Source organism: Streptomyces antimicrobicus (assembly GCF_020532625.1).
GTDB classification, from domain to species: domain Bacteria; phylum Actinomycetota; class Actinomycetes; order Streptomycetales; family Streptomycetaceae; genus Streptomyces; species Streptomyces antimicrobicus.
Genome location: NZ_JAJAUY010000001.1, coordinates 1 through 26,447, shown reverse-complemented (window position 1 = coordinate 26,447; position 26,447 = coordinate 1). Strand labels below are relative to the sequence as shown.

30 protein-coding genes and 1 tRNA gene are annotated in these 26,447 nt (G+C 70.6%); 7 read left to right on the top strand and 24 right to left on the bottom strand.

Annotated elements, in window-relative coordinates; all coding sequences use genetic code 11:
• Positions 1 to 17 precede the first annotated feature (17 nt).
• Together nrtL and LG632_RS00150 are read right to left on the bottom strand one after the other, a co-directional pair.
• The gene (gene nrtL / locus LG632_RS00155) at positions 18 to 1,232 is read right to left on the bottom strand and encodes an ArgS-related anticodon-binding protein NrtL (protein ID WP_226724214.1); all 1,215 of its coding nucleotides are present in this window, start codon (positions 1,230 to 1,232) and stop codon (positions 18 to 20) included.
• A 10-nt stretch (positions 1,233 to 1,242) separates the two neighbouring features.
• On the bottom strand, positions 1,243 to 1,668 hold the full coding sequence (locus LG632_RS00150) for a response regulator (RefSeq protein WP_226724213.1): 426 nt from the start codon (positions 1,666 to 1,668) through the stop codon (positions 1,243 to 1,245).
• Between the two features lie 155 nt (positions 1,669 to 1,823).
• Here LG632_RS00150 and LG632_RS00145 point away from each other — a divergent pair.
• A tRNA-Arg gene (locus tag LG632_RS00145) sits at positions 1,824 to 1,895 on the top strand.
• A gap of 173 nt (positions 1,896 to 2,068) precedes the next feature.
• On the opposite strand, the gene LG632_RS00140 is transcribed toward LG632_RS00145, so the two are convergent.
• The 14 genes from LG632_RS00140 to LG632_RS00075 form a co-directional block, all read right to left on the bottom strand.
• Positions 2,069 to 3,541 (bottom strand): tyrosine-type recombinase/integrase, encoded by a 1,473-nt coding sequence (locus LG632_RS00140; protein WP_374203361.1) that lies wholly within the window; start codon positions 3,539 to 3,541, stop codon positions 2,069 to 2,071.
• Positions 3,538 to 3,732, bottom strand: coding sequence for a helix-turn-helix transcriptional regulator (locus LG632_RS00135; protein ID WP_226724211.1), 195 nt, complete (start codon positions 3,730 to 3,732; stop codon positions 3,538 to 3,540). The genes LG632_RS00140 and LG632_RS00135 overlap by 4 nt, the downstream gene beginning before the upstream one ends.
• Positions 3,729 to 4,889, bottom strand: coding sequence for an AAA family ATPase (locus LG632_RS00130; RefSeq protein WP_226724210.1), 1,161 nt, complete (start codon positions 4,887 to 4,889; stop codon positions 3,729 to 3,731). Before LG632_RS00130 ends, LG632_RS00135 begins: the two co-directional genes overlap by 4 nt.
• Positions 4,886 to 5,776, bottom strand: coding sequence for a bifunctional DNA primase/polymerase (locus tag LG632_RS00125; protein ID WP_226724209.1), 891 nt, complete (start codon positions 5,774 to 5,776; stop codon positions 4,886 to 4,888). Before LG632_RS00125 ends, LG632_RS00130 begins: the two co-directional genes overlap by 4 nt.
• A 174-nt stretch (positions 5,777 to 5,950) precedes the next feature.
• Entirely contained in the window at positions 5,951 to 6,634 is a 684-nt protein-coding gene (locus tag LG632_RS00120; protein WP_226724208.1) for a hypothetical protein, read from the bottom strand.
• A gap of 13 nt (positions 6,635 to 6,647) precedes the next feature.
• The gene (locus tag LG632_RS00115) at positions 6,648 to 7,100 is read right to left on the bottom strand and encodes a hypothetical protein (protein ID WP_226724207.1); all 453 of its coding nucleotides are present in this window, start codon (positions 7,098 to 7,100) and stop codon (positions 6,648 to 6,650) included.
• A gap of 9 nt (positions 7,101 to 7,109) precedes the next feature.
• On the bottom strand, positions 7,110 to 7,304 hold the full coding sequence (locus LG632_RS00110) for a hypothetical protein (protein WP_226724206.1): 195 nt from the start codon (positions 7,302 to 7,304) through the stop codon (positions 7,110 to 7,112).
• A 38-nt stretch (positions 7,305 to 7,342) separates the two neighbouring features.
• Positions 7,343 to 7,594 carry a hypothetical protein gene (locus LG632_RS00105; RefSeq protein WP_226724205.1) on the bottom strand — a complete coding sequence of 84 codons (252 nt, stop codon included), beginning with the start codon at positions 7,592 to 7,594 and terminating at the stop codon, positions 7,343 to 7,345.
• A gap of 139 nt (positions 7,595 to 7,733) precedes the next feature.
• Entirely contained in the window at positions 7,734 to 9,956 is a 2,223-nt protein-coding gene (locus LG632_RS00100) for a cell division protein FtsK (protein WP_226724204.1), read from the bottom strand.
• 96 nt (positions 9,957 to 10,052) lie between these two features.
• On the bottom strand, positions 10,053 to 10,439 hold the full coding sequence (locus LG632_RS00095; protein ID WP_226724203.1) for an RRQRL motif-containing zinc-binding protein: 387 nt from the start codon (positions 10,437 to 10,439) through the stop codon (positions 10,053 to 10,055).
• Positions 10,439 to 11,089 carry a GGDEF domain-containing protein gene (locus LG632_RS00090; RefSeq protein WP_226724202.1) on the bottom strand — a complete coding sequence of 217 codons (651 nt, stop codon included), beginning with the start codon at positions 11,087 to 11,089 and terminating at the stop codon, positions 10,439 to 10,441. Before LG632_RS00090 ends, LG632_RS00095 begins: the two co-directional genes overlap by 1 nt.
• Positions 11,086 to 12,129: a DUF2637 domain-containing protein gene (locus LG632_RS00085; protein ID WP_226724201.1), complete on the bottom strand. Its 1,044-nt coding sequence runs from the start codon at positions 12,127 to 12,129 to the stop codon at positions 11,086 to 11,088. Before LG632_RS00085 ends, LG632_RS00090 begins: the two co-directional genes overlap by 4 nt.
• The gene (locus tag LG632_RS00080; RefSeq protein ID WP_226724200.1) at positions 12,129 to 12,728 is read right to left on the bottom strand and encodes a hypothetical protein; all 600 of its coding nucleotides are present in this window, start codon (positions 12,726 to 12,728) and stop codon (positions 12,129 to 12,131) included. Before LG632_RS00080 ends, LG632_RS00085 begins: the two co-directional genes overlap by 1 nt.
• Entirely contained in the window at positions 12,725 to 13,036 is a 312-nt protein-coding gene (locus tag LG632_RS00075; RefSeq protein ID WP_226724199.1) for a hypothetical protein, read from the bottom strand. Before LG632_RS00075 ends, LG632_RS00080 begins: the two co-directional genes overlap by 4 nt.
• 607 nt (positions 13,037 to 13,643) lie before the next feature.
• Between LG632_RS00075 and LG632_RS00070 the strand changes: the two genes are divergently transcribed.
• Both LG632_RS00070 and LG632_RS00065 read left to right on the top strand, forming a co-directional pair.
• Positions 13,644 to 14,333: an XRE family transcriptional regulator gene (locus tag LG632_RS00070; RefSeq protein ID WP_226724198.1), complete on the top strand. Its 690-nt coding sequence runs from the start codon at positions 13,644 to 13,646 to the stop codon at positions 14,331 to 14,333.
• A complete protein-coding gene (locus LG632_RS00065) occupies positions 14,330 to 14,803 on the top strand; it encodes an NUDIX domain-containing protein (RefSeq protein ID WP_226724197.1) in 474 nt (157 codons plus the stop codon). The genes LG632_RS00070 and LG632_RS00065 overlap by 4 nt, the downstream gene beginning before the upstream one ends.
• Here LG632_RS00065 and LG632_RS00060 read toward each other — a convergent pair.
• The 5 genes from LG632_RS00060 to LG632_RS00040 all read right to left on the bottom strand — a co-directional run bounded on the left by LG632_RS00060 (position 14,796) and on the right by LG632_RS00040 (position 20,008).
• Positions 14,796 to 15,359, bottom strand: a complete 564-nt coding sequence (locus tag LG632_RS00060) for an HD domain-containing protein (RefSeq protein WP_226724196.1) — start codon at positions 15,357 to 15,359, stop codon at positions 14,796 to 14,798. The two genes, LG632_RS00065 and LG632_RS00060, sit on opposite strands and share 8 nt — an antisense overlap.
• Before the next feature lie 26 nt (positions 15,360 to 15,385).
• The gene (locus LG632_RS00055) at positions 15,386 to 15,823 is read right to left on the bottom strand and encodes a GntR family transcriptional regulator (protein WP_226724195.1); all 438 of its coding nucleotides are present in this window, start codon (positions 15,821 to 15,823) and stop codon (positions 15,386 to 15,388) included.
• A gap of 155 nt (positions 15,824 to 15,978) precedes the next feature.
• A complete protein-coding gene (locus tag LG632_RS00050) occupies positions 15,979 to 17,040 on the bottom strand; it encodes a hypothetical protein (protein ID WP_226724194.1) in 1,062 nt (353 codons plus the stop codon).
• A gap of 151 nt (positions 17,041 to 17,191) precedes the next feature.
• Positions 17,192 to 17,749 carry a DUF4365 domain-containing protein gene (locus LG632_RS00045; protein WP_226724193.1) on the bottom strand — a complete coding sequence of 186 codons (558 nt, stop codon included), beginning with the start codon at positions 17,747 to 17,749 and terminating at the stop codon, positions 17,192 to 17,194.
• Between the two features lie 996 nt (positions 17,750 to 18,745).
• A complete protein-coding gene (locus LG632_RS00040; RefSeq protein ID WP_226724192.1) occupies positions 18,746 to 20,008 on the bottom strand; it encodes a TerD family protein in 1,263 nt (420 codons plus the stop codon).
• Positions 20,009 to 20,137: 129 nt separating this feature from the next.
• Between LG632_RS00040 and LG632_RS30660 the strand changes: the two genes are divergently transcribed.
• Both LG632_RS30660 and LG632_RS00030 read left to right on the top strand, forming a co-directional pair.
• Positions 20,138 to 20,896: a DUF4365 domain-containing protein gene (locus LG632_RS30660; RefSeq protein ID WP_226724307.1), complete on the top strand. Its 759-nt coding sequence runs from the start codon at positions 20,138 to 20,140 to the stop codon at positions 20,894 to 20,896.
• Positions 20,796 to 21,761 carry an XdhC family protein gene (locus LG632_RS00030; RefSeq protein WP_226724306.1) on the top strand — a complete coding sequence of 322 codons (966 nt, stop codon included), beginning with the start codon at positions 20,796 to 20,798 and terminating at the stop codon, positions 21,759 to 21,761. The genes LG632_RS30660 and LG632_RS00030 overlap by 101 nt, the downstream gene beginning before the upstream one ends.
• 28 nt (positions 21,762 to 21,789) lie before the next feature.
• On the opposite strand, the gene LG632_RS00025 is transcribed toward LG632_RS00030, so the two are convergent.
• Positions 21,790 to 22,116, bottom strand: coding sequence for a plasmid stabilization protein (locus LG632_RS00025; RefSeq protein ID WP_226724191.1), 327 nt, complete (start codon positions 22,114 to 22,116; stop codon positions 21,790 to 21,792).
• A 236-nt stretch (positions 22,117 to 22,352) separates the two neighbouring features.
• On the opposite strand from LG632_RS00025, the gene LG632_RS00020 reads away from it, so the two are divergent.
• Positions 22,353 to 22,727 (top strand): DUF6479 family protein, encoded by a 375-nt coding sequence (locus LG632_RS00020; RefSeq protein ID WP_226724190.1) that lies wholly within the window; start codon positions 22,353 to 22,355, stop codon positions 22,725 to 22,727.
• A gap of 267 nt (positions 22,728 to 22,994) precedes the next feature.
• On the opposite strand, the gene LG632_RS00015 is transcribed toward LG632_RS00020, so the two are convergent.
• Positions 22,995 to 24,029 carry an ATP-dependent DNA ligase gene (locus LG632_RS00015; protein WP_226724189.1) on the bottom strand — a complete coding sequence of 345 codons (1,035 nt, stop codon included), beginning with the start codon at positions 24,027 to 24,029 and terminating at the stop codon, positions 22,995 to 22,997.
• A gap of 91 nt (positions 24,030 to 24,120) precedes the next feature.
• Positions 24,121 to 25,005, bottom strand: coding sequence for a non-homologous end-joining DNA ligase (ligD, locus tag LG632_RS00010; protein WP_226724188.1), 885 nt, complete (start codon positions 25,003 to 25,005; stop codon positions 24,121 to 24,123).
• Positions 25,006 to 25,036: 31 nt separating this feature from the next.
• On the opposite strand from ligD, the gene ku reads away from it, so the two are divergent.
• Positions 25,037 to 26,296: a non-homologous end joining protein Ku gene (gene ku / locus LG632_RS00005; protein ID WP_226724187.1), complete on the top strand. Its 1,260-nt coding sequence runs from the start codon at positions 25,037 to 25,039 to the stop codon at positions 26,294 to 26,296.
• Positions 26,297 to 26,447: the final 151 nt, after the last annotated feature.

Below are 26,447 nucleotides of genomic sequence, written 5' to 3'. Positions count from 1 at the left end.
GATCTCTCTTACGCGATTCAGAGGTACTCGGGAGCGCCGATACCGAGCAGGGCCAGGCCGCCGGCCAGCACCGCCCCGGCGGCTTCGGCAAGGGCCAGCCGGGAGCGGTGGGCGGCCGAGGGTTTCTCGTCGCCGAGCGGGAGCACGTGGTGCTGGAAGTCGAGCAGCGCGTCGGCGACCACGACGAGCTGGCGCACCAGCCGCTCGGGCGCCCGGTGGTGGGCGGCGGCGTCGAGGACCAGGGGGTGGTCGGCGAGGGCGCGCAGGAGGGGGGCCTCGGGGGCGGGGGCGGAGGCGGCCGGGGCGCAGGGGTCAGGCTCTGCGGCGGGGGCAGGGGCAGGGGCGGGGGCGGGGGCGGGCCGGGGGTCGGGGCCGAACCCGATGACGGAGGCGTTGCGCACGAGGGCCCGGCTGCGCGCGTAGGCGTACCGCACCCGGAAGAACTCGTTGCTTTCGTCCTGGCGCAGCAGCCGGGGGGACGCGAAGACGGGCACCTCGTGCGGCGGGACGGCGAGCATGGCCCAGGCGGCGGCATCCGCCCCGAACCGCGCCACGACGTCTGCCTCGGCCCGCGGCACGGGGGCGACGCGGAGGGCGGCGGGGGCGGGGGCGGCGGGGTGGGGGCCGTGGTCGGGGGCGTGGTCGGGGGCGGGCGCGTCGGCGCGGCCTTGACTGCGCAGGATCCGGGCCACGGCCTCGCGGACCACGCGGGGGCGGGGGCTGGGGTCGGTCGTCCAGGCGGGCGGGGCGGCGGAGGCGGGCTGGGCGGAGTCGGCGGCGTGGACGGGCGGGGCGCCATGGCCGACGTACCCGTAGAACTCCCGCTGGGCGATCACACGCGCCCGCACCTCGGCCCACGCCTCGCCGGTGAGGCTGAAACTCAGGAACCCGGGCCCGGTGACGTCGACCCTGCCGATGCCGCTGCCGGGGCCGGGGCCGGGGCCGGGGCCGGGGCCGACGGTGGGGCGGGCAGCGGAGCCGGGGCAGGCCCTGAGGTGGGGGTCGGCGCCGGTCAGCCGGCTGCGCAGCAGCTCGGCGACCTCCCGGGGCGGGCGTCCGGCCTGCCCGGCGATGCGCAGGGCGATGTTGGAGGCGTAGTCCCCCACTCCCCCGGGCCGGGTCCGCTCGACGACCACCCGCTCCGGAACCTCGACGCGCGCGGCCAGCTCTCCGTCCTCGACCGCGCAGCGCACGGCGTGCGCGACGGTACGGGAGAGGTCGGCGGGGGTCACGGGGACCAGCCTAGGGGAGAAGGTCCCCCCGAACGCGAACCGGTTTCGCCATGTGAACACCCTTGCGCTCGGTGAGCCGCCGCACGAGCCGCACGAGCTCGGCCGGCTCGAAGGGCTTGGCGAGGAACGCCTCCACCCCGGCCGCGATCCCGGTCTCCACCTCGTGCTGCGTACAGGCGCTCACGATCACGAGCGGCAGATGCCGCGTCCGCGGATCGGCGCGCAGCCGCGTGGCGGTCCCGAACCCGTCGAGCCGCGGCATGACCACGTCCAGGGTGACGACGTCGGGACGGACCCGGTGCACGACGTCCAGACACTCGGCACCATCAGCCGCGGTCACGACCTCGAAACCCTCCAGTTCGAGATTGACCTTGATCAGCTGCCGGATGACCTTGTTGTCGTCGACGACGAGGACCCGACCTGAGGCGCCTGACACAACTCAACAGTAGGTGGAGCCCGGCCCCCGCGTCCGGGTTTTTGCCACTTCCACCCCCTCCGGGCGACCCACCCGGCCCCACCGGGGAAACCCGTTCCTGATCACCCCGCGGAAGCTGGTAGTGTTCTACCCGTCGCCGCGAGAGCGCGACCCCCGCCCCCGTAGCTCAGGGGATAGAGCAACGGCCTCCGGAGCCGTGTGCGCAGGTTCGAATCCTGCCGGGGGCACTTGGTGTTGATCAGTGGAATCATCTGCTGACCAGCACGAGTGCCAAAAGAGAAGCCCCGGACTCAGTCCCACTGAGTCCGGGGCTTTCTCGTTGGCTCCCACTGGCCGCGCGTGAAGGGCGCGTGGGCCACGCGGCGAGCGGCGAGGCCCAGGACGAGGACGGAGCCGCGCTTCAGACGCCGCCGCTCCCCCATCCCATCGCTTCTTCGATCTTCCTGTTGTTGTCCTCCTCGCTGTCGTCCAGGCAGCCGGCGTAGTCGCGGTGAATGACCTCCGGTGAGTTCCCGGCGCGGCGGGCGACCTTCGCCACTGGCAGGCCGGCGCGGAGCCAGTTGGTGATGCACGTGGCCCGGAGGTCGTACGGCCGGCGGGCCAGGGGCGAAGCGACCTTGTCCGGCGGGAGCGCCAGCGCCCGGGCCTCCTTCCACACGCGCCAGTAGCTGGAGCTCCCCAAGAGCCCACCCCGCTCGTTGCCGAAGAGACGCCCGTCCGGAGCCGTACCGAACTCGGTGAGGTGCTCGCGCAGCAGAGCCACCAGGACCGGCGGGATGGGCACGGGTCGGTCCTTGTCCGGCTCGCGCGACTTGAGCCCGCGCCGGTCGTGGCGCTCTCCGGAATCCGTCCATTTCTTTCCGGCGACCGGGCGCGTCTCTTTCAAGGTCAGCGTTCCCCAGCCCGTATCAGGTAGATGGCACTGGTCGAGGGTGAGCCCGACCGCTTCCGCCGGCCGCGTCGCGGCGTAGAGCATGCACCCGAAGAATCCGACGAGCCGACGCCCTCTGTTCCGGTGGACCGAGCCGACATAGGAAACGGCGGTGAGCAGTTGGCGACCCTGCAATTCGTTCACCAGGACGCGCGGGTCCACGATTCCGGTGATGCCGCCCGTGCCCGGTCGTTTCAGACCCACGAGGGGGTTCCTATCGAGGTATCCCTCTTGAACGGCGTAGTCCATAGCCGTGTTGAATCCCCTGCGGCGCCGCTTGTAGGTCTCGGCCGCGGCCGGGGTCCCGTCCAGCTTGAAGGCCAGCTGGTAGTGGACGTCACGGGCTACCTGGGATTCGCGAAGCGCGGACAGCGGCAAGGACTTCTCCGCCAGCCAGCGTGCCGCGGCCCTCAGCTCCTCCGGCGGATCCTCGTTCGCGTGGCTCGGTACGACGGCCCATCGGACCGCGAGGCGTATCTCCTCAGGGTTCGGGGCCCTGTTGCCCTCCCCCCCCATGGCTATGGCCACGGTGGCGAGGCTGTCCGCGAGGCCCTCCCGTGTTTTGGCCGCCGCAGTCCGCCAGCGAGCGGCCAGATATTCACGGGAAAAGGTCCACCAGTTCGGATCGTCCTTGTTCGTTTCCTTAGGTGTCTGATCTCTGAGTTCCGAAACCGGGAGTCCGGAATCCACGCCGAATGACTCACCGCGGCTCATTGCCTGACGAAGTTGCGAACGGCGGCTGTCCGCCAGGGCGTGTGTGGCGAAACTGGCCGTCTTCACGCGCCCGGCTACTTTCCACCTCAGCTGGAACGGGGCCGACTTGCTCCTCACGGGGGAGATGTTCCAGATCCGCACATCTGTCGAAAGCTCTTCGGTCACAGGGGAATCCGGGCGCCCGCTTTCGCGGACGCCCGGGTCACCGCTGGTACTGCGGTGGGTCACGCAGCATCCTCCCGCGCGGCGAGCCACCGCTCGTACTCTGAGCGGCGGATTCGCACGTCGCCGTTCGGGAGCTTGATCGAACGGGGTCCCTTTCCGAGCTGGCGCCACCGGTGGAAGGTGGAGGGGGCCACCTTCAGGTCGGCGAGAACCTCGGCAATGGTCAGCTTGTCGTCCGCGGCACGCCCACTCACGTATACGTCCCTTCATCTCCGGTCGGACCGGACAGCCCGGACAGCTCCAGTTCTGACTGTCCGGGTCCTTTTCGCTGGTCAGGTGGGATAACCGGACACTCGGACAGCTGGGACACCTGCCGCATGGGAGCTGTCCGGGTTTCGGTGTCCGGGTAGTACCGGCCGCTGGCGTCCTTGGTGAGCTGGCCGTCGGCGGCCATGCGCGAGCAGGTCCGGCGGACGGTGTCGGCGTCGGTGCCAGGGAGGGCCTCTGCGATGTCCTTGGGGCGGGCGCCGGGGTGGGCGCGGACATAGCGGAGGATCGCCGCCCGGGTGTCGCCGATGGTGTGGTCCGAGGCCGGGCCTTCCAGGAGCTTCCACGTGCCCGAGGCTTCCTGGAACTGGAGGGCGTACTCGGCTTCGTTCACGTCGCGGCCGGTGACGTGGAGGATGCCGTCGGCCTGGCCGCGGGCGCGCTTGAGGACGAGCGTGGCGTCCGCCGCTCCGGCGATGCCGTTGGTCCCCGAGACCTCGGTGAGGAAGTCCTCGGAGCCCGCCTTGCGGACGTGGTGGACGAGGACCACGGCGATGCCGAAGTGGTCGGCGAGGCGTTTGGCGTAGCCCACGGCCACGTAGTCGGCGTCGTACGCGGAGACTCCGGGCGGCGCGTGCCCGCGCATCTTGGCGAAGACGTCGATGACGACCATCCGGGCGTCGGGGTGCCGCTCCAGCCACTGGGCGACGGCCTCGGTCCCGCCCTGGGGGAAGGGCGGGCACTCGGTCACGAGCGTGAGCCCGGCAGGTGCGGCCCGGCCGCCGAGGATCTTCCCCATCCGGCTCTGAAGCCGCCGCGGGGTGTCCTCCAGGGCGAGGTAGAGCACGGGCCCGCCCTGGACGGGCACGGTGTCGAAGGCGTGGCCGCCGGCGGCGACGGAGAGGCCGAGGCCGAGAGACAGCCAGGACTTGCCGACCTTGGGCGGCCCGGCGAGGAGACTGACCCCCTCGGCCAGGATCCCGGGGACGGCCCACTTGGGCTCGGGGAACTCGGCCGCCATGAGCTGATCGGCGGTCCAGGCCGTACGAGGCCGCTCCCGCTTCGGCGGGACCGGCCCCGCCTCACCGGGCGGCTCCCGGGGAACGGAGTAGAGGTGCAGCGGCGGGATCGGGTTGGCGCTCACCCGGCCGCCCTCCGCTCAAGCACCCGCGCCTCGTCAAAGCCGCGGGTGACGGCGCGTTCCGCGTAGGACTCGGGGACGCCCACGGCGACGGCGGCGGCCACGAGCTGTTCCCGTACCTGTTGGAGGCCGCAGGGGCCGGGGCATCCGGTGTGCCGGGCGGCCAGGAACCGGGCTACGCCGAAGGTCTGGCCTCCTGCTCCGGACTCACGCTTGGCAGCGATCAAGGCGAGCCCTCGGGCCAGTCCCTCGCGGTTGAAGGCATCGGTGTGGCGGCAGCCGGTGGCCACGTCCCGAGTCCAGGTGGCAGGTCCGGGAACGGAAGAGACCACCCGCCCCCGGGCGGGGGTGGTCTCTTGCTTCGCGACCAGCGCGCGGACGGCCTCGGGCAGATGCGTCATGGTGCCGGTGCCGGGCCCGAGCCAGCGCGCGTAGGCCATGGAGGACTTCACGTCCACGCCGGGCCGCACTCCGTTGTGAGAGGTCATGGCGCCGAGGTAGATCCAGTGTTGTCCGCGGGTGCTGGACACCGTCCGCGTGGCGGGCAGCGCGCTGCGGGCCCAGGCGACGGCCTCCGGACTGTCCAGGTCCACCACGGTCAGTCCGCCCGCACCCGGGTGGTAGCCGACGGCTCCCGCTTGCCGCCACGCCGCCGCCCAGGCGCCCGAGGTGAGGACGCCGGAATCGGCGGTCGAGGCGGCCCAGCCGTGGCAGGGCCGGAGGCACCGGCAGGGACCGGGCGTCTTCATGACCGGCCGCCCGCCGCAGACGTTCTCCCGGCAGGCGGGGCAGTTGGCCACGGGCCGCTTGTCCGGGCTGAGTGGGAGCACGGGCACGCCGCGTGCGGCAAGGTCCAGCGCGATGCGGAGGGGACCGGCGTAGGCGGTCATGCGGCGACCTGCCGGAGCAGGGTGCCAGCGCGGCGGCGCGGGGGCTGGTTGACGCCATGGTGTGCAACGGGCATGAGGTGGGGCATGCTTGAGGTCTCCTGTCTGCCTTCGGGTGGGCGGGGAGGACCGCGGCGGCGGGCGACCTTGCTGGGGAGTCCCGCCGCCGCGGTGTATCTACCGGCTTGTGGTGCTGGTGCTGGTGCTACGCGCGCCGAGGAGGGCGAAGCGCAGGGCTCGCTCCGCGTGCTCGCCGTAGGCGTAGGCCGCGTCGGGCCTGCCCTCGGCGATGCGAGCGGCATCGTGCATCGCCGAGGCCTCGTGGTCGGTCAGGTACTCGTACGCGTCGAGGCCCTCCGCGTACTCGGCCGCGGCCTCGCGGCGCTGCAGCTCGGTGAGTGCTCGGTCGAACTCCGCCTTGCCGGCCCAGCGGCCGAGGGCTTCGAAGGCCTCGGTGCTGGGGTGGGCTTCGCTCGGGAGGACGTAGAAGCCCTGCTCGCTCCGGCGCAGTTCCACGACCGGGGGCTGGCGCCCGTCGAGGACCTGGCGGATGGCCCAGGTGGTGCCGTAGGCGTAGCCGTCCGCTGTCTGGCAGAAGAGGCGGTACAGGGTGTTGGCCTGCCTGCGGTGGGCGTCGCCGATGGTGAAGAGGGCGTGGTCGTGGGGGCGGAACGGCATACCGCTCGGCCGGCCAGGAACCATGAGTTCGCCGTCGACGGCGCGCAGGCGGTCGAGGTCGTAGTGGGCGAGGGAGATGCGGGCGGCATGGTGGGCGTGCTGGGCCTCCCGAGCGGCGGCGCCGAGGGCGTGGACGCTGTCGGTCAGGCTCTCGAACCACGGCGGGGTGGTGTTGCGGGTCATGGGCGTCTCCGGGTCAGTGGTGGAAGTGGTTGCGCTTGATCACGGCGCGGCGGATGTTGACCGTCGTCCTGGCGTGCCCGCGCTCGGGGCGCGTGCCGAGGCCCTGGACAGCGATGAAGCCGCCGAAGATGACGGCGGCGAGGAGGACCAGCTGCTGGACCAGGGCGGCGAGCGCGGTGATGAACATGGTCAGCAGGAACAGTCCGCCGCAGGCGGCGGCGAAGCCGAGGCCGGCGAGGGCGATGTTCATGGCGGCCGGGTTGACGCCGATTCGCTCGCGATGCGGCTCCGGGGGCTTGGCGGGCGTGAGGGCGTAGCCGGTGATGAGGCGGCCGTCGGGGAGCTGGACGGTCTGGACCTCCGGTAAGGCGTGCGGCTGGTGCGCTACCAGCGGCGGCGCGGGCAGGGTGAGTGGGACCGGGTGATGGACACCCTGGGGCGTGTCGTCGAGCACGTGGTCGTTCACGGTGGACTCCTAGTTGGCGAGGGCGGACAGGGCCTCGGCAGTGGACCTCACGACGTTGGTGATGGGGTCGTAGGCGCCGGTGCCGGCGGCGAAGAACCCGAAGAGGAACAGCACGAGTGCGGCGCCGCCGCTGGCGGACTTGGTCCGGACGGCGAAGTACGACGCGGTCCCGAAGAGAAGGACGGCAGAAATGCTGAAGATCATCGGAGCGAGTCCCTTCGTGGCGTGAAGGCGCGAGCCGGTCAGCGGGTGCCGGCGCGGTGAATGCGGACGGCGCGGTTGTAGAGCCAGCGGCCGACACGGATGCGCTTGCCGTGCCCATCGCAACGACGGCAGTGCTTGCCGCGCTTGGGGCGGCCCTTGCGGTCATGGGTGAGGGCGAAGCCGAAGCCGCGGCACTTGCGGCAGTCACCGAAGGGCGAGACCGCACACAGCCCGATGTAACCGAACGTGACTGCCAGCAGGCATGCGAGAGCGAGCAGGGCAGGGGTCATGGGGGCCCTCCCAGGCTGGATTCAGGGATTTCCGCAGGTGGGCCGCTATCCGCTAGCGGCCAGCTCAGATCGGGTACGTGGCGCTAGCGGAGCCGCTAACGTTAGCGGGGCCTGCCGCTAGCGCTAGCGGCCCGGCCGGTCAGCCCGCGTCCCGCCTTCCATCACGCTCCGCAATCGTCGTCGTGATGTGGGAGCGGTCGATTCCGCGGCGGTTGACGACCTTGCCGTCGATGCGGCGGCCGACCTGGAGGGTGGAGATGCCGTGCGGCTTGAGCGCGGCCGCGAGGGCTTCGGGGTCCCATCCGTCGTAGACCTCGGGCCGCAGTTCCGCGAGCCGGGCGGCCACGGTCTCGGACCACACCTTGGGCTCGGCAGCCGGGACGACGGCGACGATGTCGGCGAGGAGGTCGTACGTGGGGCCGGTCACCTGCTCCGGCGCCTCGCCGAGGGCGTGCCCGGTGAGCAGACCGGCCTTCTGACGGACCTGGCGGGCGCGGACGGCGACGGTCTCGGCGCCAGGGGCGTCGACGTAGGTGGAGGCGACGATCCGGGCGTCGGCCCCCTCGCCCATGAAGTAATGGATGCCCTTGTCGCCCCAGGCGAACATCGTCGCCCGCACCCCGCGTTTGTACGAGGACGTGCCGAGCACCATGTCGTTCTCGGTCTGGCCCATCACCTTCAGGCACCAGCGTGCCGAGGCGTTCGCCGAGATCCCGGTGGGCAGGGACTTGGCGTCCGGCCGCTGGGTGGCCAGCAGCAACACGATCCCGGTGGCCGGGCCGCGCTTGACGAGGTCGGTGGCGATCTCCTCGAACTCCTTGCCGTGCTCGGGGTGCTCGAAGAGGACCTGGCACTCGTCCACCCCGATGACGATCGGGTGAAGGCCGAGGGAGCGCTTGTCCGCCAGGAGACTGGTCACCTTGTTTTCCGGGCAGATGTCGCGCGGCAGGGAGCGGATCACCTTCACCCGGCGCCGCAGTTCCTCCCGCAGTTCGCGGAAGTCGGCCAGGGTGTAGGCGATGGAGTCGTCATCGTCGCCGGCGGCGTGCCGGTGGGAGACCGCGTTGCCGACGGGGTCCAGGTCGCCGGTGCCCTTCATGTCGTACGTGTGCAGCTCGGCCCGGGGGTCGAGCGCGGCGATCAGCAGCAGGAGACGGAGCAGGAAGGTCTTGCCCATGCGCGGGATCGCACCGATCACCCCGGCGATGTACATGAGGGTGACCTCCACCCAACGGCCGCGCTGGTCAGTGCCGTAGGCCACGGGTTGGAACAGGTCCACCACGCCGCTGACCAGCAACGGCCACTTGGGCTTCTTGGCCTTGGTCATGTCCTGGTCCCCCACCCACAGCACCAGGTGGCCGGTGTGCTCGTCGGGCACGGCCTCCGGCCAGACGCATCCGAGCGGCCGGCGAAGACCCGAGGCGAGCTTGTCGCGGCGCTCGATCACGTCCGTGACCGTGACGCCGTAGGGCAGGTCGCCTTCGGCGCGCCAGCCGGGCCCGTCGCGGGTGATGGGGGCCGTGAAGGTGAAGCCGTCCCTCCCCTTGGCCTGTGCCTGGCTGATCGGCGCGATGCCCAGCGCCCCGAGCGCGCGAAGAACGATGTCCGATGTGAGCTTGGGCGCCTTGGTGACCTCCACCGCGCGGTGGACGACCGGGGCGTCCGCGTGGCCACCGGCCGCGCCGAGCGCGAGGACCAGGGCGCCGAGGGAGACGGCCTGGAACCAGCCGGGGGCAAGGACGTAGAGCGCGAGCGCCGTGATCGTGCCCACCAGCGTGGCGAGCGCGACGACGAGCGTGCGCAGCCGTACGCGCCCGTCCCGCTGGCGGGACAGCTTCAGGTAGTCGCCGACGTCCTCGCGGCGTACGGCGGCCAGCCGGACCGGCTCGCCCTCCCGGTCGGCGATCCACCGCAGGCTCCCGCCCACGAACCGGGCTGCCCCGCGGGGCGCCTGGAGGGCGAGGCGGCCGACGTAGACCGGGGAGCGGAGCGCGTGGTACCCGGCCAGGTGCGCGTAGTGCCGGGCCACCCAGCTGGCAGCCGCCTTCAGCTCGGCCTTCGACCGCAACCAGGCGGGGACGATCGCCCGGCGCTTGGCCCCGGCGAGTCGGCCGAGGTAGCCGGGCCCGGCGACGTCCGGGCCGTCGACCAACGGACGGGCCGTTGTCTGGCCCGACTCGTCGACACCACCTGTGTCCGACGAGTCGGGGCGGGGACGGGCGGCCGAGTCGGGCGACTCGGTCCGGGCGGACCGGGCCTTGCCGAGGTCGACCACGTCGGCGCCGGCGTCGGCGCCGCTGTGGGAGCCCATGTCGGCTTCGAGTCGGGAGAGCAGTTCGTTCTCCTCGTCGGGGTGATTCACTGATGCTTCCTTCCGTTGCGAAGGGAATGGGCGGGCCCGGCCGACGCTGTGAGAGGTGAGCGGCCGGGCCCGACCGGTGCGGTGGACAAGGGGAGTTCAGGCGGCAGAGTGTCGCTCGGCCGGGTAGGCACAGCGCACGCACATGCCGAGCGAGGCCGGGATGACGTATCCGGCGTCGGTGCGGCACTGCGGGCAGGTGCGGCGGGCGAGCATCGCCAGGGCGAGTGCGCCCCACTTGCGGGAGGTCATCGGCCGGACGGGCTTGGCCCGGTCGATCCGGTAGAGGTAGGCCACCAGCGGCTCGCGCCGGTAGCGCGGGCGGAGCAGCTGCGCGGCGACGGGCTGTCCGCCGGGCCGCAGACCGAGGGCGCGGAGCTGACGGCGGGTCGCGAGGCCGTCGGGGGCGTAGCGCCACGGGTAGGTCGGTATCCCGTACGTCGTCCCGGTCGGGTCGAAGCAGCGAAAGATCGGGCCGGTGCCCATCAGGCCACTGCCCCGACCGTGGGGGCGTCGGTGCGGGCGCCGCGGCGGCCGGCGCGGCGCCCGGTCACGGTGGCGAAGAGGCGGCCGAGGCCGGCGCGCTTGATGCCGGCGCGGCCCTGCTTGGCCGCGTACATGGCTTCGTCCGCCCGCCCGAGCAGCTGGGAGAGGCTCTCGCCGGGGAAGTCGGCGACCCTGGCCCAGCCGAGCGAGACCGTCGTACGGATGTCGGGCTGATCGGAGCCGGCGGGCCGGGCCAGTACGGCGTGCAGGGCGGCAAAGAGATCCTCGGCCGTGCCGTGGGCGTCGATGACAACGGCAGCGAACTCGTCCCCACCGAGGCGTCCGGCGGCCCCGGCCGGACCGACGTAGTGAGCGAGGCGGTCCGCGGTTGCCTTGAGGAGGGCGTCTCCGGCGGCGTGGCCGTGCCGATCGTTGATCTGCTTGAAGTCGTCCACGTCGGCGAGAAGGACGACGGCTCGCTTGTCCCGCAGCAGGGCATCGGCTCGGCGGGTGAAGCCGTCACGGGTGTGCAGACCGGTGAGCGGGTCGCGGCGGGCGGTGTCCAACCGGCGGCGCAGCCAAAGCACGTGCCCGGACCATCCGGCCACGACAGGTACTGCGGCGGACAGAGCAGCGATGACGGCGTTCATGCGGCGACCTCCTCGGCCGCCGCGGCGGTCGTCTTTGCGGTGTCGGCTTCGAGCGGAGCAAGGACGCGCGCCTCGGCACGGTCCGCGAGCAGCTGATCCCGCAGCACCCGGGAGCTGGCGGCCGAGCACCGCAGGTGCGTACGGAGGGCCTCGGCGTTGATCGCGCTGTCCGGCCACGCCGCCGTGGCCTCCCGGGCCTCGGCGAGCAGCTCCTCGGCGGTGCGCAACGGCTTCCTGGCCCGCGCCTTCGTCCGGCCGCGGACCGGCCGCTTGGGCAGCGGACGGGGCTCCTCGGGCAGTGCGCTGCTGCTCTCCAACACGCCGGGGGTCTCGGGCTCGGCCGCCGCCTCAGGCGTGACCCGGGGTTCTTCCGGACCACCCATAGCCAGTTCGCCGAGGCGGAGCAGGACCCGTTCGCGGCGCGGGGTCTTCGACCGCCACCGCCACCCGTACTGCTCACGCAGTTCGGCGCGGGCGAGCTGGCGCTCCTTCTCCCGCTCCAGCGCATCGGCGTACGAGGTGATCTCCCACAGGGTCATCCGCCGCCAGAGCGAGAAGGTGGAGGGGAAGGCGAGGAGCCAGCGTGAAGCGCGGATCTTGTCCATGCGGCGGCCGGTCACCGCGCCGATGCGGACGGCGTAGACGTGAGCGCCGATCTCGGAGAAGACCACCCACAGCAGCGGCATTGTGCCGTGGGCGACCTTGGCCCACAGCCCCTGACCGGCGGCGATGTTCAGCCCGCATGTGACCAGGGTGAGCGCCCAGGGAACGAACCTGACCCACACCAACGCCATGTCCATCCGGATGAGCAGCAGGTTGGCCACGGTGAACACCGGGATCGCGGTATCGATACCTACCGGCAGCATCCACGGATCACCGAACCCCCACCGCCCGGCCGCGGCCGAGACCGCGTCGAACGAGGAGATCAGCCCCAGGGCCCCCACGCCGGCCGCGGCCAGGGCGCCCGTTCCGGCGAGGCCCAGCTCCGGGCGGGTCAACGGCGGTACCGCCGTGCGCTCCTTCGCTGCCAGGGCGGTCATCACGCGCCCCCTTCAGGCGCGGGATTGATCAGTCCCGCGAGCCGCGCGACTTCGTCGCCGGTCAGGGTGTTGTGCTGCTCCAGGGCGAAGGCGACGCGGTGGATGCGCGGCCACAGCAGGGCGACCGATCGCCGTGCGACCGCCTGAATGGTGGCCCACGACTTTCCGCCCGCGGGCGCGTGGCTCCGTCCGAGCAGCAGACCGGCCTCAGCGAGCACGTCGATGGCGAGCTCGCGGTCGTGTACGGACTCGCACGCGGCGGCGTTCACCGCGGTCCACAGTCCCCGCTCCCGCAGGAAACGTCCTTGCGCGGCCTCACCGGCGGCGCACTGGGCGGCGAACCGCCACGGCCGGATGCCGTGGGCGTCCCACGTCGTCGCTCCGGTCGCGAAGAGGCCCTCACTCGGCGAGTCCTGCCAGGTGAAGAGGTCCACCCGCTCGACGCGCATTCCGTACGCCATGCCCAGTACCGCGTGCCCGGTCTCGTGGAAGGCCAGAGCCAACCGCAAGTCGCGTGCCGACAGCTCCATGCCGCGCGTCGGTCGACGCTGGCCGGTGTGGTCGAGCAGGTCCTCCGGCTCAGGGGTCAGGTGGCTCATGCCGCCGCCCCCTTGCCGGACCGGGTACGCGGGCGGGCCGTGGGGACGCGATGAAGGGGAACGACGTTGAACAGCTCGGGCGCGTAGGCCTCGATCACCTCGGCGGCGACCCGGCTCACCTCGTCGGGAAGGTTCGGGTTCTCGGCGAGGATGTCGCGGGCGGCGTCGAGCCGGGCCGCGCGCTCCTCCTCGCTCTCGCCCTCCACGCCGAGCCACAGCTCGATCGGCGTGCCGAGGGCCAGTTCCACGAAGTCGTCGGCGCTGACGGCCTCCTGGCCGCCGATGTACGTACGGGTACGGGTACGCATGGGTGCACTCCTGGATCGGAGGGGCAGGGAGGGGCGACGGCGGCGGGCGACCTTGCTGGGGAGTCCCGCCGCCGTGCCATTGGTGTGCTGCTGGAGCTCCGGCTCCCCGCACCCCACCCGTACGGGACGGACGAGGGAGGCAACCGGCCGCGGCCGCCGAGGCCGCGGAAGGGTTGGGATGGCGCTGTACCTCACGCGGAAGACCCGCGTGGCCGCCTACTTGGCCGAGGAGAGGCGGCGTGATCCCCATGCAGTTGTCAAGGAGCCGGCGCTTCCTTCGAGCCCTCTCGGGCCCTCGGGGCGACGGGCAGTGCAGGTCAGGGCACATGGAGTCGCCCGGTCAAGCATGAGATACATGGTTGAACATGTATCTCACGATGATGTGTCCGATCGCGGCTGTCAAGTCCTTCGCTGCTTCGGACCGCCCTTCGGCGTGCCACCAGATTGCCGCCGCCGGGCGGGACGAAGTCACCCTGTCCCTGGACGACTTGGGACGTCCTCGATAGCGTTCGGAGGATCGATTACGTCCCTGGACGTCCCTGGGGGTGGGATGGCGAACGAGCGCTTACGGTCGGCGATGCTGACCCACGGAGTCACGGTCGAAGCCATGGCGGAGCATGTGGGCGTGGACCCCAAGACGGTGGAACGGTGGATCACCCAAGGGCGCTCGCCGTACCGCCGCCACCGCCTCGCGATAGCTGCCTACCTGCGTGAAGATGAGGCCTACCTCTGGCCGAACGGCCTTCCTGACGGCCAGCGGAAGGACGCGGCCGACGCCGAGGTCCTCAAGGTCTACCCGCACCGCTCGTACGTCCCGCCGGAACTCTGGCTGCAGCTCTTCGGCCGGGCGGAGCGCGAGATCGGCGTGCTCGTCCACGCCGGCGTGTTCCTCGCCGAGAATCCGCGATGGTCCCAGTTGCTCCGCCTGAAGGCAGCGTCCGGCGTGAGAGCCCGCATCCTTCTGGGCGACCCGGACAGCCAGGAGATCCAGCGGCGCGGCAAGGAGGAGGAGATCGGGGAGGGCGTGGCCTACAAGGTGCGGGAGGTCATGAAGCTGTACCGTCCGCTCTACTCAGTGCCTGGAATCGAATTCCGGATGCACCGATCCACCCTGCACAACTCGCTGTACCGGTCGGACGACGAGTGGCTGGTGAACACCCAGGTCTACGGCGTCAGCGCCCCTATGGCCCCCGTACTGCACCTGCGTCGAGTCGCGGGAGCCGAGCTCGTCTCGACGTACCAGCAGAGCTTCGAGAAGGTGTGGGAAGAAGCCGTACCCATCGAGAGGCCCTCATGAGTCGCCGCACTGACTACTTCAACGACCCCGCCGCCCCCAAGGCGAACAGCATCGTGCCGGCGGTGACTGCCTTCGTCGTGAACGATGCCGGTGAAGTTCTGCTCGAACGCCGCTCCGACAACGGCCGTTGGGGCATGCCTGGCGGCGTCCAGGAGATCGGAGAGGACATCGCCGGGACGGTCGTCCGCGAAGTCCTGGAGGAGACCGGGATCGAGGTGGAGGTGGTCGGCCTGGTCGGCATCTTCACGGACCCGGGGCACGTCATCGCCTTTGCCGACGGAGAGGTTCGTCAGGAGTTCTCGCTCTGCTTCCGGGCGCGGCCAGTCGGCGGCGAGATCACGGTGAGCTCCGAGTCACTGGCGGTGCGATGGGTCCCGCAAGCAGAGCTGGACTCCCTCGACGTCTCCCCGACCACACGCCGACGCCTCCTGGAAGGCTTCCGCAACGCGCCGGTACCGGTGATCAGCTGATCCGCGCCGCCGCGGCCTCAGCCTGCCGTTCCCGTACCCGGGCCACGCGCTCCAGGAGCTCCGGGCGGGCCGCCGAGACCGCACGGAAGACCACGTGCTCAGGCCCGTAGCGTTCCAGGACCTCAGAGAGTCGGTGGGCGGGGTCGACTAGTTCCCCGGTAGGGCTGCTGGTCAGGTCGCAGTAGGTGATGGCGTCCACCAAGTCTGTGTCGGCCGGGCCGAACTCGGCGAGCGCGTCCGCAAGCCCCAGCTCCGAGGCCTCCCACGGTGAGGAGGTGTGGAAGGCGACGATGCTGCACAGCCGCGGATCGGCTCCCACCACGTCCCGCAGGTATCGCGCTCCATCGATCATGTGCTGCCCGGTGTCCACCGCCACCTCGGCATACCCGACATCGTGCGCGATGGCAGCGGCGGCCAACAGCTCGGCGTCGGCCCCCAGGGCGGGAGCGAGGGTCAGGGCTTGCTCGTATACCCGCCGCGAATGGGCCCACCGCCGTGGCAGGTCATCAGCAAGCAGGGACTCGGCAAGGTCGTAGGCCCAGCTGACCAACTGCATACTTGACGCCTCCGAGTATCGGGAGTTCAGGACGGCGATCTGACAAATCGCCCGACGCCGTGCCGGGCTTCGACGTGCCCTGCGGTCTCCAGCTCCCGGACCGCCCGACGGACGGTGCCACGAGCCACCCCGTACTGCCCAGCCAACTGCGCTTCGCTCGGCAGCTGGGCGCCGGCCGCAAGGACGCCGCTACGGATCTGCCCCAGCAGATCGTTCATGATGCGCTCGTAAGGCGCCACATCAGCGCCGCCGGCCACCGCACGCCCCACTCCCGCAACAGCCTTCACGTCACCGGCCTCTTCAAGGGCCCGCAACGCCCGCCGCACGGTGGTCCGGGCCACGCCGAACTCCTGTCCGATCTCGGCCTCGGAGGGCACGCCTCCCTCATAGAGCCCTGCGGCGATCCGCTCGCGAAGCGCTTGAGCGATCACCTGAAACGTCCCACGCGGGCTGGCGCTCGGCACGCACTCCTCCTTCAACCCCGGTCGCGCTCCAGCTTCGCACGCCCGGTACCCGGAGCGGAGGGTCCCAGCTGTCCGTCTGTCCTGTTAGGCCGCTGACCAGCAGAAAGGGCCCGGACAGCTAGCCGACACGCTGTCCGGGGTGTCCGGCCTGTGCCTCAGAACATGTCTAGCTGGCCTGGAATGCCTTCCTGGGGCGCGGAACGGCGACTCGTTGGAAACTCGTCCAGCGAGCCGAGGGTACGCACCACTGTCGCGTCATATAGCCAGCTCAAGTTTCCTTCCTTCTCTAGCCGCCCGGCCACCAAAATCGCAAGGTCCTCTTCGTGCGCTCGCACGGCTTCATGATAATCCTCGTCATCAGCCAGCCTTACACGCACTTTCCGCGGACCTTGGGACTGCAATGAATCAATGCCAAAGACTCCAGGACTTCCAGCAGTCTTCTTGGCCAAGAGATGAACCCTACCCGTGACCGAAAAATGTGTGGACGATTCATCTTCTGCCAGCTTCGCTGCCGCCTGCGCTAGGGGCGCCACATCTTCGGCATTGAAGAAGAATTCACTTTCGACACCCTCGGGCCTCGCTTGACCCTGGTCCCATTCAACAGCAATAAGCGCTTCGTCTGCATTCGAAGTGATTCCAAGGATGGCATTCGTCATCTCATAGGAAACGCCACCGATGACGCCTTGCTCAAACCCCGCGAGCGAGCCACTCGATCGGTAGTGATCGAGTGCCTCGACCGTTGCGCCCACTGCATGCACGACGGCTTCGTTCACACTGCGCACACGAGCGACACCTACGTCCGGGAGTCGGGCCGCACCGTCAAAGGCCTGCTTCAGCTCAATCGAAGCGTCCGAGGGGGCGAGGGCGGTAATGACGTAGCTACCGACAGCGGTCTGCCCCATCAGGATCTGATCCAGATACCGGGTAGCGAATCGACCATGCCGATTAACGAAATGACGCCCTGGCCCGATGTAGTATTTCGCTCCGGCCAAGAAGGTGCGACGCGCGCTTTCGACCAGACGCTCCCCATGACGCCACGCGATTAGACCACTGGGAGCCTTGGATTCTTTCTGAAATCGAAACTCATCCGAAGCGGATACTGCGAGGCGCGGATATAGGGAGCGAGACCAGAAGTCACGCCTTTGGGCAAGCTGCGTCAATGCGTGACTCATCAAGTGCTGATAGTCGGGAGCGGCGGCATCCAGAGGAATGATCACACTTGACATTCCGTCGAATTCCCCTCCAACCGGAGGGGTGTATCGGGCATATATTCCCGTTCTCCCGCCTGCGACGAGCCAGCCGAGCTCATCCAGGATCGCCCTCAGTCTGCCTGGATCAACAGCGACTGGGATGGTCAAGTCTTCGGCCTCACCCAGCAAGCGACTCACCCCTATCCTGCCTATCCAAGATGTCGACGAGAGCCTGAGCATCGAAGACATTTTCCGTCGGAATGTCAATCGTGGGCTTCACCAGCTCCGACGTCGCCCCTGCCAGGTGCGTCCAGTAGCATTCACGCTTCACAAGAAGTCCACCGCGCAGCACCTCAGTCCACTCGCGCTGGACAAGCGGCACAGTCATAACGATGAGGATCTTCTTGGGATACGAACGCACGACAGACAAGCCCTCAAAGTACTCACGCTTCGAGAACCTGTAGCGGAAGGACTTTTCGTCGCGGTCCGGAACCACCAGCGTCGTGCACTTGAGCTGGGCAAAGAGCAGGCTCTCCTGCTCCAAGTGGTTACGTCCAGGCCGGATGAACTGAACATCGACACCGAAGACGTCCTTGCCCACTACCTCGACGGAGCAACCGGCCGTGGCCGCAACAGTGGAGACGTAACCGACCTGCAACTGCTCCATCATCGTGGTGACAGTTCGATCATCAACGGCTTCGATGTTCCGCTTACGCGGCTTGCCGTCCGTGTCCACCAATCAAGGCCCCCTGACCTTCCTACCCCGGAGAGGCAGCGTAGAGGGACGACCCCTGACTCGGGGAGAGCCAGTGCACGTGATCTCCATAATCGAACATTAGCGCGAGTCGCCGACAGTGGCGGGGCCCAGTGCTGCCGTCCACGAGTGAGTGGCGAGTGAGCTCGGGCCGCGACCTGATACAACGGCGAGGTTCCCGCAGGTCGGGCACTTCTGGGCCGCTGATCCCGCATGCCCTCCGGAGCCGTGTGCGCAGGTTCGAATCCTGCCGGGGGCACTTCGCACGAAGTGCCTGAAGACCCCGCCACCAGCAGAGATGCTGAGGACGGGGTCTTGTTGCATGTGCAGCCGACAGTCGCCGTGAGCAGCCGTACGTCAGGGTCAGTGGACTATTCGCGGACAGGGCCTTGGCCCACCGGCGCAGGTCAGCCCCGGGAGACCGGCACCCGGCGCACGTCCTCCCTGGGCCGGTTCTTCAAGCCCCGGTCGTCGTGGCTCTGCCCGGAGTCGGTCCACTGCTTGGCGACGCTGTGGCGGGTGCGGTGGAGCAGAGGGGTCCCCAGCCGGAACCGGGAAGGGCCAGGTCGTTCTCGCTGAGCCCGGCGGTACCCGCCGACGTAAGGCACGCGACGCCTTCTCGACCGAGTGCAGTACGTTTCCGACCTCCGGAGACAGTTCCCGCTCCCCCGGGCCCGGAAGACGAAGGCCCATTTCCTGAGCGGCTGCCGCAGCTCCGCATCCGTCGGACGGCCGGGCCGGTCGTCCAGCAGCGCCATCGTGACCGAGATCCGCCACTCGTTGATCCTGTCGGGCGCGGCGGGTGCGGCCCCGTCCGCCAGTCCTGCGCTCCTGCCTGCACCCCGCTCTGGCCCCGCGGCCGGCCGCACGCCGAAGAACCGGCGAGGGTCGACGGGCGGGGACACCCCTGCGAGGCCAGCGCCATCGGCTCCACAACCACCCACAGGTGCTGCCGCACTGAGAGGCGTACGCCGTCGGCTATGTCGTTTTGAACTCCACCTTTCCGGTGCTCATTCGGAAGTTTCCATTCGAGTACAGCGTTGGACGAGCCTCGACATGATTGCCACTGTACTTCTCCACGTGCCGGATCTGAGCAGCGCCGGGGACGGTGAAGTCAATCAAGGAAACGGCGACCCAGTAGGACAAGTTGCGATTGTTGAAGAGTGGCACCGTTACCGTGGATCCCCGCCCGTCCGTGACGACCACCCGAGCTCCGTAGGACTTGAACGAACCGGTCCCATTCTCCACGGCGCTGTAGGCGCACAGAAGGACGTAACCCTGGAGGTCCGGGCGCCGGATGGTGATCGTTTCGCGACCCGGTACCCGGGAGTCACCGTCCAAAGCGATGTAGGGCGGTGCATCGAGCGACCCGAGCTGTCGGTAGTAAACGACCTGATCCGACTTGCTCGGGCGCCTGCCGACCGGAGTGACAAGATTTCCAGGGACATAGAGGGCATACAGGTCGAGGTCTGCGCCGGCCTGCCTTCGGGCCGTACTTCCGCCGTTCCACTCAAGGGTGGCAGTGACGATCAAGCTCGGGTCGTCCTTGCGCATGTCGATGGTCGCCTGCCCGGCCTTGGTGAGGGCGACCTTGCCCAGCGGGACGAGGGGGCGAACCGACATCGGCGGCAAGGCCGGTACTTGCGCCGCTGAGCCGCGCGGTTCACAGGAGGAAGGTGGTGGCACAGAGGGCGTGCGTTGAACCGGCGCGGGGTCAGCTGCGGACGAGACCGGCCCCGCGGACGGTCCGGGGTCATCCACGATGATGCCGAAGTCCGAGGCCAGCCCCGCCAGCCCCGTATCCCATCCCTGACCTACTGCTCTTACCTTCCAACTGCCCGCGCGCCGGTACAGCTCGATGAGGATGGCCGCCGTCTCCCGATGCATGAGCGGTGGAGGCTCAAAAGTGATGTGCGCATCCCCGCACTCGACGACTGCTCTGGGGGTATTGCTTGCATCGAAGTGGGTGGCGGGGAGTTCGGGATCGATGCTAGCGACGACTGCAATGCGATCGATTGCCGTAGGGACCGCGGCCAGATCGGCCACGATTGTCTGCCCCTCCAGTTCGATCCCGCTCTCTGACGAGTTGTTGTAGAAGACTAGATCCTCATCGCTCCGCACCTTGCCTCCCTGCCCGAGCAGAACAGCAGAGACATCGATGCCCGTAGTCGGCGACGTGAGGGTGACGCGGCAGACCGCCGCGGACAAGACGGCGTTGCCGCCCTTGGCGAGGGTAGTCATGTGTGGCCTCTCACGGTGGTTCGTACATCGTGGTAGCTCTGGCCCATCCGTGTAGGGCAAACAACGAATCTGCGGTGGTCGCGCGTGGGTGGCGAGTGGGACAACCGCGGAGCGGTGGCGCACCGGCTGATGTCGAGGGGCGGTGTCAGAGGGCGCTGGCAGGCTGGGGTGGAGGGCGACCTGTTCGTCACCTTCGCCGACGCCGGCCGTGTGACCAACGACGTCGTCAAGGTCCAGGTCAAGGGCGGCACCTCGGGGCGCCGCTCCTACGGCTACGGAGTACCGGTACGCCAGCACGCCGAGACGGCGGCGAACGGGGACGTGCCCGTGTTCTGCGTCGTCTTCGACCCGGACACGCGGCAGTTGTGCTGGGTGTACGCCACCCAGCAACTTCGGCGTGGGGAGCACGAGGGCCGCCGTCCGCGGATCATCCGGCTGCCCGGCGACGCCGTACCGGACGGCGGGGGTGACCTTCAACGAGTTCGAGGAACAGCTCATCTTCCGGCAGCGCCCCGTAGCCCGGGGCGCGGTGCGTGCAGGGAGGGTGGGCCGCAGTGGCTGCGCGGCGGGGCGGGGTGGCGATGGTGGACCGTACGAGGGAAGGGGCGGGGGCTCGGTGGATCTGGGCCTTGGGCGGGGTTCGCGGGGGTGCCTACTATCCGAGCAACCGAAGGAACCGCGCGGCCCCGGCACCGGCCGGCGGCCTGCCAGGCCCGCGCGGGGATCGATGGCGGACGGGATGGGGGCGGCGCCGATGCGCGAGCTGGCTCAGACGGCACGACAGTGGATCTCCGAAGGGCGTACGGCCTTCCTGGCGCGGCCCGTGGCCGAGCAGGGCTTCGGCCCGCGCGAGCCCGCCGGGGCGTTGCTGGTGGACCCCCGCGGTGAGTGCGTGGGCAGCCTGTACCGGGGCGTCTTCGACGCCGAACTGGCTGCCGAGGCCGCGGCGCTGCCCGCCGGGCGGACGGCGCGGGTGTGCGAGGTGTCGGTGGGCGCCGGTGAGGCCGTCGAGGCCCGGCTGACCTGCGGAGGGCGGGCCGAGGTGCTGCTCCAGCCGTTGACGGCGGTGCCCGCCGAGTGGTGGGAGCTCCTGGAACGGGGCGCCGGGGCGGCGCTCGTGACCCGGCTGGACGAGGGTGCCGAGCACGCCACCAGCGTCGTCGTACGGGCGGAGGACGCGCCCGCGAACGACGCCGAGCGGCGGGCCGGTGAACTGCTGGCCACGCGCCGGGCCGGGCGGGACGCCCTGTACGGGGAGTCCGGGCTGGTGCTGGTCGAGGCGTACCCGTCGGCGCCGTACGTCGTGGTGTGCGGCGGCGGTGAACTGGCGGACATCATCACGCGCCAGGCGCTGCTGCTGGAGTGGGAGGCCGTGACGGTCGCGTCGGCGGCCGAGGCCGAGAAGGAACTGGCCGAGCACCGCGACGCCGCGTGCCTGGTCGTGCTCACGCACGAGCCGGACTTCGACGTGCCGGTGCTGAGGGCGGCGCTGGCGGCCGGTGTCCCGTACGTCGGCGCGCTCGGCTCGCGGCGCACCACGGCCCGGCGCCGCGAGGGGCTGATCGCCGCCGGGGTGACGGAGGACCGGCTGGCCCGCGTGCACGGCCCGATCGGGCTGGACCTGGGCGCCCGGACGCCGGCGGAGACGGCGCTGGCGATCTGCGCGGAGATCCTGGCAGAGCTCGGGGGACGACAGACCGCGGATCTGGGGCTTCGGGGGCTACGGGACACTGACGGGCCGCTGCGGAGGTGAGCCGGTCCGGGGCTGGCCTGGGCCGGGGTCAGCGCTTGTCCAGGGCTCGGGCCAGTTCGGACTTCGTCATCCCTGAGCGGCCGTGGATGTTGCGGCGCTGGGCTTCGGCGTAGAGCTGCTCGTAGGTCGGGCCCTTGGCGCCGGAGTGGGAGCGGAGGCCGCCGCGGCGGCCGGACGACATGTCCTCCAGGGACAGCTTGCTGGCCGTCTTGGACTCGCCGGCCCGGGCGCGTTCCTTGTTGACGGTGCGGGCGGCGATCTCCTCCGCACGGTCCATGGGCTCACCGCGGTCGAGGGCGCTCTCCTTGATGTGCTCGTACTGGCGTTCCCGCTTGGGGGAGGATCCGCGGGGCATGGGGTCGGCCTCCTTCTTTCTTCCGTTGTTCTGTTTTCCGTCTTCCGGCTTCGGCTTCTGCCTTCCGGCTTCGTTTCCTCTTGCAGTTTTTTGTGGGTTCGGCGTTTGGGGAGGTGCCGGAGCGTCTACCCGGTGGGTGCGGGGCGATTCGCCTTGTGGTGATGATCTGCGTACTTTCGGGTGATTGGGTTGGTTGATACATGTATGCGGGATATGACGCGGGGTACACGACTGGTATGGACACGACGCTGAGCGTGGACACGACCCTGACCGACATCGCGTGGTTCCTGGTCGTGGGGATCGCCGTGGCCGGATTCCTCATCGCCATGTTCTGGCTGGGGAAGAAGGTCCGGGCACGCGAGCCTGCGCCCCCGAGCGCCGAGAGTCAGCCGCACCTGCCGGAAGGCGGGGCGGTGCTTGAGGTACGTGAGGAACGGGAGCACGTCGAGATCCCCAAGTCGGGGCCCAAGACCGGGCTGCGGCCGCATGAGATGCAGGGATACGGGAATTTCGGTTCCACCACGGCGCATGATCAGGAGAAGGCGCGTCGGGAGCGGGAGGAGAACGAGCCCGACAGCGGAGCCTTCGGAAGCGGTGGCCACGGCGCCTGAGCCGTCTTCCCCCGCCGGGAGGGCTCTCCCCGCCCCTCCCGGCCCCTCCGCGCGCCGTTCCAAGCCGAACCGGCCCGCGGCGTCCGAAGCCGAACCGGGCGAACCGGGCACTTGTGCCGCCGCCCGGCCGGCGCCCTCCCGCCGCCGCTCGGCTGGCAAAGCTGACCCCCTTTTGGCGGCCTGGCACCGGCGCCCGCTGCCTGGCGGGCTGAAGGGCTGACGCCCGGCCCGTGTCTCGGCTCCGGCCCGGCGCGCCCGCCGTAGGGCCTACGGCTCCTGGCGGAGGCGGAGGACCTCCGGGGGTGGGTGGCGGCCCTCCGTGGCCCGGACTTCTGCCGACAGAGGGACCCGCAGGGGGGTGTACGGGACCTCACCCACGCCGATGGCCGTCGCCATCTCCGGGCCCTCCCGGGACTCCGGGGCCCCCGGGGACTCCGGGGACTCCGGGGCCGCGGTCGTGCTCGCCGTTCCCCTGCTCGCCCCCTCCTTTCCCTTCCCTCCCTTCGCTCCCTCCTTTCCCGTCTCTCCCGTCTGTTCCGTCTCTCCCCCGCCCCCGCCGCCCCCCGGGCCGCTCAGCAGCGCCGCCATCTCCCCCCGGACCTGCGCCGACAGCGGGCTCGACACCACCGGGGGCTCGTCCTCGGCGCCCGGGAGGATCAGGACCAGGGCCGACGGGCGGCGGGGCGTGCCCGTGTAGCCGATCACCGCCGCGTCGTGGACGTCCGTGTGGCGCAGTTTGCGCCACGCCCGCCGGCCCGCCGGGTACGGCTGGTCCAGGCGTTTGATCACCAGGCCCTCGATGCCGCTGGCCGGCAGCGTCTCGTACCACGTGCGCGCCAGCTCCGGGTCGGTCGTCATGGGGACCGGCTGCAGCGGCGGGCCCAGGGGCAGCAGCAGGTCGACGAGGAGGGCGCGGCGGCGTTCGTAGGGGCGGGTGCGGACGTCCACGCCCGCGAGTTCGAGGACGTCGAAGGCGGCGTACGACGCCGGGAGGGACACCGCCAGGCTCGTCGCCCGGGCCGGGGTGGCGGCGGCGCGGCGCTGGACCAGGGCGAAGTCCGTACGGCCGTCGTGCCAGACCACCACCTCCCCGTCGAGGGTGGTGTCCGCGGGGAGCCGGCCGGCGGCCGTGGCGAGGTCCGGAAAGGCGCTGGTGACGTTGCGGCCGGAGCGGGCCTGGAGGACCACGCCGGTGGCCGTGCGCCGTACGACGAGCCGGTGGCCGTCGAACTTCGGCTCGTACGCCAGCCCCGGCCCCACCGGCAGCGTGCGGACCGAGACGGCGAGCGCCACCCGGATCATCGCCGCCGCCTCCCGCGCACGGCGGCCTCCCGAGGCCGCGGCCCGTCCCCGGTCGCAGCACCCGGCCGCCTCCCTGCCGGTGTCGGCCCGCTCACGGCAGTCTCCCGGCCCGTTCCGGGTCCGTCAGCGGGGCCCACAGGTCGCCGTCGCGCCCGAGGCGCGCCGCCGCCTCGTCCGCCAGGAACGTCAGGCCCGCCGGGGTCCGGCACGCCTTGACCTCGGTCCAGGTGACCGGGGCGGAGACGGTCGGGCGGGAGCGGGCGCGCAGGGTGTAGGGGGCGGCCGTGGTCTTGGCGGCGGCGTTCTGGCTGTGGTCCACGAAGACCTTGCCCGGCCGCAGCGCCTTGGTCATCCGGTGCACCACCAGGTCGGGGAGGGCCGCCTCCGCTTCCTGGGCCAGTTCCTTGGCGTACGCCGACACGTCCGACGAGGCCACCGGCTCCAGCCGCGCCGACAGGTGCAGACCCTTCGACCCGGACGTCTTGGCGTACGCCTCCAGGCCGTCGGCGGCCAGCCGCTCGCGCAGCCACATCGCCACCCGGCAGCACTCGACGACCGTCGCGGGCGGCCCCGGGTCGAGGTCGAGGACGAGGCGGTCGGCGACGGCCGGGTCGCCGGCGGTCCACTGCGGTACGTGGAACTCCACGACGAGGTTGGCCGCCCACATCAGCGTGGGCAGGTCGGCGACCACGACCTGCCGGGCCGCCGGTTCCTCCGAGCGCGGCACGGGGGTGGTCATCACCCATGCGGGTGTGCCCGGCGGCGGATTCTTGGTGAAGAACAGCTGCCCGTCCGGACCGTCGGGGTAGCGCAGGAAGGACACGGGCCGGTCCTGGACATGGGGCAGCAGGGCTCCCGCGACGGTGGCGTAGTAGTGCAGCACCTCGCCCTTGGTGAAGCCGGTCTCCGGATAGATGACCTTGTCGAGATTGCTGAGGGCGATGCGACGCCCCTCCACCATGGTGATCGGCGTCATACGATGAGATTGCCACGAATCAGGAGGAACCGTGCGATCCATTTGGAACGGGGCGATTTCCTTCGGCCTGGTCAGCATCCCGATCAAGCTCGTCAACGCCACCGAGAACCACTCGGTCTCCTTCCGCCAGATCCACCTCTCCGACGGCGGCCGCGTCCGCTACCGCAAGGTGTGCGAGCTGGACGGCGAGGAGCTCTCCGCCGACGAGATCGGCAAGGGGTACGAGGAGGCGGACGGGTCGATCATCCCGATCACGGACGCGGACCTGGCCACCCTGCCGCTGCCCACGGCGAAGACCATCGAGATCGTCTCGTTCGTGCCGGCCTCGGAGATCGATCCGCTCCAGATGGACGCCGCGTACTACCTGGCGGCCAACGGGGTCTCGGCCGCCAAGCCGTACACGCTGCTGCGGGAGGCGCTCAAGCGCAGCGACCGGGTGGCCGTCGCGAAGTTCGCGCTGCGCGGGCGGGAACGGCTGGGGATGCTGCGGGTCGTCGACGACGTGATCGCGATGCACGGGCTGCTGTGGCCCGACGAGATCCGCGCCCCGGAAGGGGTGGCTCCGGAGACCAAGGTGACCATCCGCGACGCCGAACTCGACCTCGCGGACGCGCTGATGGCGACGCTCGGCGAGGTGGACATGGACTCGCTGCACGACGACTACCGCGAGGCGGTCGAGGCCATGATCGCGGCGAAGTCGGGTGAGGCGATCGAACCGGAGATGCCGAGTGCGGCGGCCGGGGGCGGGGCGCAGGTGATCGACCTGATGGCGGCGCTGGAGAAGAGCGTACGGGCGGCCAAGGCGTCGCGGGGGGAGGGCACGGAGGGCACGGACGGGCCGGAGGGCACGGAGGTCGGGCAGGGCGGGGAGGCTGGGGAAGCCGAAGCGGCTGAAGCGGCTGAAGCGGTGGGCGGGGGCCGAGAGGCGCGGGAGGCCGAGGTCACGCCTATCGGCCGGCGCGGCGGGCGGAGCGGTCGCAAGAGCGCGCCGGCGGCGCCCAAGGCCGTGGGCGGGAAGAAGTCCACCGCGAGTACCGCCCGGGGGGCGGGCGGCTCCAGCGGCGGCACGTCCAGGAAGAGCACGGCGGCGGCCACCAGGAAGTCGACCTCGACGGCGAAGACCACCGCCAAGTCCACGGCGAAGTCCACCGCGGCGAAGTCGGCCTCGGCGAAGAAGTCCACCGCGAAGACCGCGAGCAAGTCCGCCGCCAAGGCGACGTCCTCACGCGGGACCGCCGCGGCCGGCTCCACCGCCAAGAAGGCCGCACCCCGCAAGCGAACCTCGGCCTGAGGCCCTGCCGGTGGCGGTGGGGGTCCTGGGCCCCCGGTCGCCCCGGTCCTCCGCGGCCTCGGGGGCACCAAGCCCGCCACGGCCGCCACGCCCACTACGCCCACCACGGCCGCCCGGATCGGCGCGGCGCGGGTGCGGCGCACGACTGCAC